At 64.0% G+C, this 7,225-nt stretch carries 11 protein-coding genes; 6 read left to right on the top strand and 5 right to left on the bottom strand.

Translation table 11 applies throughout. The features are described from left to right. Positions 1-186: 186 nt before the first annotated feature. From DBO86_RS01700 to DBO86_RS01685, 4 genes are all read left to right on the top strand, one after another. Positions 187-384, top strand: a complete 198-nt coding sequence (locus DBO86_RS01700; protein ID WP_104727190.1) for a hypothetical protein — start codon at positions 187-189, stop codon at positions 382-384. Positions 385-387: 3 nt separating this feature from the next. After that, on the top strand, positions 388-564 hold the full coding sequence (locus tag DBO86_RS01695; RefSeq protein WP_082065072.1) for a DUF1328 domain-containing protein: 177 nt from the start codon (positions 388-390) through the stop codon (positions 562-564). A gap of 10 nt (positions 565-574) precedes the next feature. Further along, positions 575-1,036 (top strand): inhibitor of vertebrate lysozyme family protein, encoded by a 462-nt coding sequence (locus tag DBO86_RS01690; RefSeq protein WP_108232832.1) that lies wholly within the window; start codon positions 575-577, stop codon positions 1,034-1,036. A gap of 131 nt (positions 1,037-1,167) precedes the next feature. Beyond that, positions 1,168-2,397 (top strand): nucleoside recognition domain-containing protein, encoded by a 1,230-nt coding sequence (locus tag DBO86_RS01685; protein ID WP_084341779.1) that lies wholly within the window; start codon positions 1,168-1,170, stop codon positions 2,395-2,397. Positions 2,398-2,419: 22 nt separating this feature from the next. Here the strand turns inward: DBO86_RS01685 and DBO86_RS26405 are convergent, their stop codons facing one another. From DBO86_RS26405 to DBO86_RS01665, 5 genes are all read right to left on the bottom strand, one after another. After that, the gene (locus tag DBO86_RS26405; RefSeq protein WP_244185494.1) at positions 2,420-2,743 is read right to left on the bottom strand and encodes a hypothetical protein; all 324 of its coding nucleotides are present in this window, start codon (positions 2,741-2,743) and stop codon (positions 2,420-2,422) included. Between the two features lie 7 nt (positions 2,744-2,750). Further along, the gene (locus DBO86_RS26400; RefSeq protein WP_244185493.1) at positions 2,751-2,999 is read right to left on the bottom strand and encodes a hypothetical protein; all 249 of its coding nucleotides are present in this window, start codon (positions 2,997-2,999) and stop codon (positions 2,751-2,753) included. Between the two features lie 134 nt (positions 3,000-3,133). Further along, positions 3,134-3,349: a dodecin gene (locus DBO86_RS01675; RefSeq protein ID WP_074859823.1), complete on the bottom strand. Its 216-nt coding sequence runs from the start codon at positions 3,347-3,349 to the stop codon at positions 3,134-3,136. 70 nt (positions 3,350-3,419) lie between these two features. Further along, complete coding sequence (locus DBO86_RS01670) at positions 3,420-4,319, bottom strand: LysR family transcriptional regulator (RefSeq protein ID WP_074859820.1); 900 nt, start codon at positions 4,317-4,319, stop codon at positions 3,420-3,422. Between the two features lie 75 nt (positions 4,320-4,394). After that, entirely contained in the window at positions 4,395-4,892 is a 498-nt protein-coding gene (locus DBO86_RS01665; protein WP_074859816.1) for a DUF3060 domain-containing protein, read from the bottom strand. 239 nt (positions 4,893-5,131) lie between these two features. On the opposite strand from DBO86_RS01665, the gene trpB reads away from it, so the two are divergent. Both trpB and trpA read left to right on the top strand, forming a co-directional pair. After that, complete coding sequence (gene trpB, locus DBO86_RS01660) at positions 5,132-6,346, top strand: tryptophan synthase subunit beta (protein WP_104727187.1); 1,215 nt, start codon at positions 5,132-5,134, stop codon at positions 6,344-6,346. Beyond that, positions 6,343-7,152 carry a tryptophan synthase subunit alpha gene (trpA, locus tag DBO86_RS01655; RefSeq protein WP_108232831.1) on the top strand — a complete coding sequence of 270 codons (810 nt, stop codon included), beginning with the start codon at positions 6,343-6,345 and terminating at the stop codon, positions 7,150-7,152. The genes trpB and trpA overlap by 4 nt, the downstream gene beginning before the upstream one ends. The last annotated feature ends 73 nt before the right edge of the window (positions 7,153-7,225 follow it).

Below are 7,225 nucleotides of genomic sequence, written 5' to 3'. Positions count from 1 at the left end.
CCCGCATGGTGGCGCTAAAGCTCACCGGCTGAAAGCCGGTGGTTTTAACCTTTCGATGGAAAATAAAAGTCTGGCACGGGTGCTGCAATGTTCCCAGTGAGTGACCGGTCATGCACCGGTTGCAATGCAGAACAAGGAAGAGACGGATAGCGCGCCATCCGCCTCCAACGCAACAGGAGAATCGCCATGTGGATAGTTGTTCTGGTGCTCGCCACCTTGCTGCTTCTGCTCAGTCTGACGCTCACCAGCGTTGTACTGATTGGCCAGACCCTGTGCGCGAGCCGCAATACCGCCGAGCTGGAGCTGCCCACGGGCGCTGCGCCCCAGCCTCTGGACCCGAGCAACGCGCAAGACCCCTGGCCTGCCTGGGCCATTACCCACTGATCCATCGAGGAGAAACATCATGCTTGGGCAGTCACTTTCCTGATCATCGCCATCATCGCCGCAGTACTGGGCTTCGGTGGTATCGCCGGCACCGCTGCTGGTATCGCCAAGATCCTATTCGTGGTGTTCCTGGTGCTGTTCATCGTCTCGTTCGTCATGGGCCGCCGCCCGCGTCTTTAGGGAGAGATCGATGCAGTCGATTCACGCCATTACCGCCGCTCTGCTGATGGGCGGCGCCCTGGCGGCTCAGGCCGCCGACCGCGACACCAGTTTCCATCCAGGCGAGTTGCTGACCAGCAACGCCGAGTACCGCCAAGCCTGGCAGGACCTGGTAAAGGACGAAGAGCGCCTGCCGGACTGGCTGATCAATCTCAGCGGCCTTTCTACCCCCATGCAGGCAGTGGAAGCCGATAGTGATCGCTACCTGGTCGGCCAGGTCTGCGAAGCGCAGCGTTGCTTCAGCCAGCGCCTCTATGTCGCTTTCGAGTGGGAGAACGATGACGCCTATGCGCTGTATGTGCAGGTGCCGGATGGCCTGCCCGAGGATCGCGCGCCCAGTGAACACGCCAGCCTGCGCTGGTTGGGCGACCCGGACGAGGAGGTCCAGCAGATGCTGGTGGAACAACTGCGCAGTGATCCCAACTGGTACTAGGCATGGTGCCCGCTTATCGAGGCTGGGAGCGACCTGACCGCCGAAGGACCACGTAACGGCAGTTTGCCGGACGTCCCATGGAATGGGGCGACGCGTTATCATCCCCCGCCAGAACGACGAGGGGGTACGGCATGCTCAATGGCCTGTGGCTGAGTTTTTTTCTGGTGGCAGCGGTCGCGGGCTTCTCCCGCTGGCTGATCGGCGATGACCCGGCGGTGTTCGGCGCCATGGTCGAGAGCCTGTTCGCCATGGCCAAGCTGTCGGTGGAAGTGATGGTGCTGCTGTTCGGCACCATGACCCTGTGGCTCGGCTTGCTGCGTATCGCCGAGCAAGCCGGTCTGGTCGATGCCCTGGCGCGTGTACTCGGCCCGTTGTTCGCGCGACTGATGCCGGAGGTGCCGCGCGGCCATCCGGCGCTCGGGCTGATCACCATGAACTTTGCTGCCAACGGCCTGGGCCTGGACAACGCTGCCACGCCCATCGGCCTCAAGGCCATGCGCAGCCTGCAGGAGCTGAACCCGGACAAGCTGGCGGCGAGCAATGCGCAAATCCTGTTCCTGGTGCTCAACGCCTCGTCGCTGACCCTGTTGCCGGTATCGATCTTCATGTACCGCGTGCAACAGGGTGCGGAAGATCCGACCCTGGTGTTCCTGCCGATTTTGCTGGCCACCAGCGCCTCGACCCTGGTCGGCCTGCTGTCGGTGGCCGTGATGCAGCGCCTGCGCCTGTGGGACCCGGTGGTGTTGGCGTATCTGATTCCCGGTGCCCTGTTGCTGGGCGGCTTCATGGCCCTGCTGGCCGGGCTCAGCGCCACTGCCCTGGCGGCGCTCTCGTCGCTGCTCGGCAATCTGACCCTGTTCGGTGTGATCCTGGCTTTCCTGCTGGTTGGTGCGCTGCGCAAGGTCAAGGTCTACGAACAATTCATCGAAGGTGCCCGTGAGGGCTTCGACATCGCCAAGAGTCTATTGCCGTATCTGGTGGCGATGCTCTGCGCGATTGGTGTGTTACGTGCTTCCGGCGCTCTGGAGTTTGGCCTCGACGGCATTCGCTGGCTGGTGGAAACCTTCGGTTGGGATACGCGCTTCGTCGATGCGCTGCCCACTGCGCTGGTCAAGCCGTTTTCCGGCAGCGCGGCACGCGCCATGCTGATCGAGACCATGCAGACCCATGGCGTCGACAGCTTCCCGGCGCTGGCGGCGGCGATCGTTCAGGGCAGTACGGAAACCACCTTCTACGTGCTGGCGGTGTATTTCGGCGCCGTCGGCATTCAGCGTGCGCGCCATGCGGTGGGCTGCGCCCTGTTGGCGGAGCTGGCCGGAGTCATTGCCGCGATCACCGTGACCTACTGGTTCTTCGGCTGAGCGTCTTCGGCCCGGGCGCCGCTCAGTCGCTGCCCAGGCCCAACGTGTTGCCCGCCCAGGTCAGTATGGGGTCGCTGTGCTGGTATTCACGCAGTTGCAGCAGCTTGGGCGCGATGAATGCCTTGAAGTCTTCGGCCTGCTCGAAGTACACCCCGGTGAAAAGGGTGAACATCGATTTGTTGCCGACGGTGGCATAGAACAGGTTGCCCACCGGCTCGCCGTCCTGGGTCAACAGCTTGAGACTGGCACGGCTGGCCAGCGTAGTTTCCAGCGGCAGATCCTCTTGTTCGAGCCCGCTGTGGCGCAGGCCGAATGAAGCGCCGAAGGTTTCGGCGTAGCTGGTCATCAGCGCATCAGCGGCGCACGGATAGAGAGACACCGCTGTAGAAATAGAACCAGTCGCTGCTGCGGCTCTCGATATTGAGGTCGATGGTACGCGTGGCATAGGTCACCAGCTTCTGGTAACGACCCTCCTGCGGCGCCTCGTAATTGGCGAAGTCCTCGACGCTGAGCAGCAGGCGACGTTCTTCGGCAAGCGGTGGCTCGTTGTCGACGCAGCCTGCGAGTGACAGCAGGCTGATCAGCAGCAACGATCTGAACATGGCATTCATCCCTGAATCGGCCTGGGCAGCTTGCCCGAACCCGCTGCGCCTCGCCTGCGACCGCGTTCATCACTGTGCGCGGCGCCACAGCCCTGTGCTTCGAGCGGCTGGCAGCTCGCTCGGCTGAGTGCCTGTCAGCTGCCGCTGAGACGAAAACCGACCTTGAGGGTGACCTGGTAATGGCCGACCTTGCCGTTCTCGATATGGCCACGGGTCTCGGTTACCTCGAACCAGTCCATGTTGCGCACGCTCTTGGCGCACTCGGCCAGGGCATTCTCAATGGCATTTTCGATACTGGTGCGCGACGAGCCGACGATTTCGATCTTCTTGTAGGTGTGGTGGTCGGACATGATGAAGCTCCTGTGGTGTGAAAGATTTTGTTAAGACTAGCCTGCCGTGCACGGGTTTCATAAGCGCGTGCTAACGCACCTGCGCCGCGCTGTCGGTCAACTCCTTACGCAGCCACTGCGCCAGACGCTCGCTGCGCTGATCGGTGCGGCGTGTCCACAGCGCCAGACTGCCCGTGGTTTCGACGAAGTCCCAGGGCGCGACCAGGCGGCCAGCGCGCAGGTCGTCGGCAACCAATGTCTGTGGCGCGATGGCCACGCCGAGACCCGCAGCGGCAGCCTCCAGCAGGTAATAGAGGTGTTCGAAACCCTGTCCCAGTTGCAGCCGCTCGGCTGCCAGTCCCTGCGCCTGTGCCCACTGCGGCCAGGCCTGCGGACGCGAGGTGGTGTGCAGCAGCGGTTCGGCATACAGCGCGTCGGCGCTGGCGGCGCTCAGTTGTGCATGATTGGCATAACGCGGGCTGAGCACCGGACCGATGCGCTCAGGCGCCAGCTCGAATACCTGCATGTCGCTCGGCCACGGCGGGTCGGCGAACAGCAGGGTGGCGTCCACCTCGGCGCTGCGCGGGTCCAGCTCGCCCTGGCTGGCTGACAATTGCAGGCGCAGTTCCGGCAGCTCGCGCTGCAGGCGATCCAGACGCGGGATGAACCAGCGCGCCAGCAGGCTACCCGAGCAGCCGAGCACGAAGGGGCGATCTTCGGTTTCGCGACGCAGGGTGGCGCAAACGCTACTCAGACGTTCGAAGCACTCGGTGCTGACATCACGCAGGCGCAAGCCGGCATCGGTGAGTTTCACGCCACGCCCGTCCTTGTCGAACAGGCTAACGCCAAGCTGTTCTTCCAGTGCACGAATCTGCCGGCTGACTGCACCGTGCGTGACGTGCAGCTCCTCGGCGGCGCGGCTGACGCTTTGCAGGCGGGCGGCCGCCTCGAAGGCGCGCAGGGCATTGAGTGGGGGCAGGTCGCGGCTCATGGGAGAGGTGATTTTTTCTGACGATTCAGGGGCATCTAATCACGTTCACCGCCGGGCGCCAACCTGCCGCACCGATCAGTCCTGCTTGATACGGTGCTCGACGCCGGTGGTCTCGATCTGCGGCTCGTCACCGCTCCAGGTCAGTTGCTGGTTGAGACCGTTTACTTCGATCTGCGTCGGGCCATCGAGGTCGAGTTCGAGCACGTTGCTATCACCGTAGATAGCGATCTGAGCCGGTTGCTGGTCATTGCCGTGCACCTCGGTTTCAACCTGGTGCTCACTGCCACTGACTTCGAGGCTGGTGACGCGCTCGCCCTCGATGCGGTTCTTCGAGCCGGTCACCACCAGGCCGGCGGCCTTGCCGAAGCTCACCTGCTGATCGGAACCATTGACCTCGATCTGGCCGCAGTCACCGGTGAGGCGAAACTGGTTACCGTTGCCGGTAACGATCACGTCCTGCCCCTTGCACGGCACATCACGCGATACGCCAATACCATGCAGATCCAGTGCTTGCGCCTGAGCCGTGCCCAGCGACACTGCGAGCATCGCGCCCGCTATCCATACCTTGTGCATTCGCTTTCTCCCTGGAAGAACGGCCCCCTGGCCGCAGCTGCTGGGACTGATCAGGCGCGTCCAAGTTCTGTACCGCCCGGCGGCGAGTAGGGAAATGTGGCATGGCGCACAGACATGACCCGTGAGATTTTCTGACGAGTCATCTCAATCAAATCGCTTTTCGCCGCGTCCCATGGGGATAGAATGGCCCCATCACTCACTCGCCCTGCCAGCACAGCGCTGTCGACAAGGAGCACGCCATGACCTCATTTCGCACCGGCCCCGACGCTCGCGGCCTGTTCGGCCGCTTCGGCGGTCAGTTCGTCGCCGAAACCCTGATGCCGCTGATCAACTCGCTGGCCGCCGAATACGTGAAGGCCAAGAGCGATCCGGCCTTCCTCGAAGAACTGGCCTACTTCCAGCGCGACTACATCGGCCGCGCCAGCCCGCTGTATTACGCCGAACGCCTCTCCGAGCACTTCGGCGGGGCGAAGATCTACCTCAAGCGCGAAGACCTCAATCACACCGGCGCGCACAAGATCAACAACTGCATCGGCCAGATCCTCCTCGCCAAGCGCATGGGCAAGCAGCGCATCATCGCCGAAACCGGCGCCGGCATGCACGGTGTGGCCACCGCCACCGTGGCCGCGCGCTTCGGCATGCAGTGCGTGGTGTACATGGGCACCACCGATATCGACCGCCAGCAGGCCAACGTCTTCCGCATGAAGCTGCTCGGCGCCGAGGTGATCCCGGTCACCGCCGGCACCGGCACCCTCAAGGACGCGATGAACGAAGCCCTGCGCGACTGGGTGACCAACGTTCACAACACCTTCTACCTGATCGGCACCGCTGCCGGCCCGCACCCGTACCCGGCCATGGTGCGCGACTTCCAGTCGGTGATCGGCAACGAAGTACGTGAGCAGATCCTCGAGAAGGAAGGGCGCCTGCCCGACTCGCTGGTGGCCTGCATCGGCGGCGGCTCCAACGCCATCGGCCTGTTCCACCCCTTCCTCGACGACAGCGGCGTGCAGATCGTCGGCGTCGAGGCGGCCGGCCACGGCATCGACACCGGCAAGCATGCGGCGAGCATGGCCGGTGGCGCGCCGGGCGTGCTGCACGGCAACCGCACCTTCCTGCTGCAGGACGACGACGGCCAGATCACCGATGCCCACTCGATTTCCGCCGGCCTCGACTACCCCGGCGTTGGCCCGGAACACGCCTGGTTGCACGAGATCAAGCGCGTCGAATACGTGCCGATCAGCGATGACGAAGCCCTCGAAGCCTTCCATCAGTGCTGCCGTCTGGAGGGCATCATCCCGGCCCTGGAAAGCGCCCACGCGCTGGCCGAAGCCTTCAAGCGCGCACCGAAGCTGCCCAAGGATCACCTGATGGTGATCAACCTGTCCGGTCGTGGCGACAAGGACATGCAGACCGTGATGCACCACATGCAGGACAACCAGGAGAAGCACGCATGAGCCGCCTGCAGAACCGTTTCGCCGAACTGAAAGCGGAAAACCGCGCCGCGCTGGTCACCTTCATCACCGCCGGTGACCCCGACTACGCCACCTCACTGAGCATTCTCAAGGGCCTGCCGGACGCCGGCGCCGACGTGATCGAGCTGGGCATGCCGTTCACCGACCCGATGGCCGACGGCCCGGCCATCCAGCTCGCCAACATCCGCGCGCTGGCCGGCAAGCAGGGCATGCGCCAGACGCTACAGATGGTTCGCGAATTTCGCGAAGGCAACCAGAGCACGCCGCTGGTGCTGATGGGCTACTACAACCCGATCTTCGTCTATGGCGTCGAGCGCTTCATCGCCGACGCCAAAGAGGCCGGCGTCGATGGCCTGATCGTGGTCGACCTGCCGCCGGAGCACAACGACGAGCTGTGCGAGCCAGCGCAAAGCGCCGGCATCGACTTCATCCGCCTGACCACGCCGACCACCGACGATGACCGCCTGCCCACCGTGCTGGCTGGCAGCTCCGGCTTCGTCTACTACGTATCGGTCGCGGGTGTGACCGGCGCTGGTGCGGCGACCATGGATCATGTCGAGGAAGCCGTGGCGCGCCTGCGTCGCCATACCGACCTGCCCGTGTGCATCGGTTTCGGCATCCGCACTCCGGAGCACGCCGCCGAAGTGGCCAAGCGCGCCGAAGGCGCGGTGGTTGGCTCGGCGCTGATCGACAAGATTGCCGAGGCGAAGAGCCCGCAGCAGGCCATCGACGGCGTGCTCGGCCTGTGCCGCGAGCTGGCCGAAGGGGTACGCGGCGCGCGGCGCTGATCGTCCTCGATGCAAAGAAAAAAACCGCTGCACCTGGCGACAGGGCAGCGGTTTTTTCGTTACGGCGCCAGCC

Source organism: Ectopseudomonas oleovorans (assembly GCF_003052605.1).
Classification (GTDB): Bacteria; Pseudomonadota; Gammaproteobacteria; order Pseudomonadales; family Pseudomonadaceae; genus Aquipseudomonas; species Aquipseudomonas oleovorans_A.
This window is presented reverse-complemented; position numbering and strand designations above follow the sequence as displayed.

Coding starts and splice junctions, on each gene's coding strand:
- DBO86_RS01700 (WP_104727190.1), top strand. CDS start 187: ATGTGGATAGTTGTTCTGGTGCTCGCCACCTTGCTGCTTCTGCTCAGT.
- DBO86_RS01690 (WP_108232832.1), top strand. CDS start 575: ATGCAGTCGATTCACGCCATTACCGCCGCTCTGCTGATGGGCGGCGCC.
- DBO86_RS01685 (WP_084341779.1), top strand. CDS start 1,168: ATGCTCAATGGCCTGTGGCTGAGTTTTTTTCTGGTGGCAGCGGTCGCG.
- DBO86_RS26405 (WP_244185494.1), bottom strand. CDS start 2,743: ATGACCAGCTACGCCGAAACCTTCGGCGCTTCATTCGGCCTGCGCCAC.
- DBO86_RS26400 (WP_244185493.1), bottom strand. CDS start 2,999: ATGTTCAGATCGTTGCTGCTGATCAGCCTGCTGTCACTCGCAGGCTGC.
- DBO86_RS01675 (WP_074859823.1), bottom strand. CDS start 3,349: ATGTCCGACCACCACACCTACAAGAAGATCGAAATCGTCGGCTCGTCG.
- DBO86_RS01670 (WP_074859820.1), bottom strand. CDS start 4,319: ATGAGCCGCGACCTGCCCCCACTCAATGCCCTGCGCGCCTTCGAGGCG.
- DBO86_RS01665 (WP_074859816.1), bottom strand. CDS start 4,892: ATGCACAAGGTATGGATAGCGGGCGCGATGCTCGCAGTGTCGCTGGGC.
- trpB (WP_104727187.1), top strand. CDS start 5,132: ATGACCTCATTTCGCACCGGCCCCGACGCTCGCGGCCTGTTCGGCCGC.
- trpA (WP_108232831.1), top strand. CDS start 6,343: ATGAGCCGCCTGCAGAACCGTTTCGCCGAACTGAAAGCGGAAAACCGC.